The 322-nt window shown below is 70.2% G+C and carries 1 protein-coding gene; it reads left to right on the plus strand.

The features are described 5' to 3' along the window. The coding region (locus V9U70_RS00200; protein ID WP_336672329.1) for a HAMP domain-containing protein at window positions 1-322 on the plus strand (322 nt) is incomplete at both ends.

Raw genomic sequence — 322 nt, forward strand, 5'->3', positions numbered from 1 at the left:
GGTGACCTGTCGCAGAAGATCGACGTGGACGCGCGCGGCGAGATCCTGGAGCTGAAGAACACCATCAACACGATGGTCGACCAGCTCTCCGCCTTCGCCGACCAGGTGACCCGGGTGGCCCGCGAGGTGGGCACCGACGGCCGCCTCGGCGGTCAGGCACAGGTGCCCGGTGTGGCCGGGGTCTGGCGCGACCTCACCGACTCGGTGAACGGCATGGCGGGGAACCTCACCGCTCAGGTCCGCAACATCGCGCAGGTCGCCACGGCGGTGGCGCGCGGTGACCTGTCGCAGAAGATCGACGTGGACGCGCGCGGCGAGATCC

The organism is Streptomyces pratensis, assembly GCF_037137275.1.
Classification (GTDB): Bacteria; Actinomycetota; Actinomycetes; order Streptomycetales; family Streptomycetaceae; genus Streptomyces; species Streptomyces pratensis_B.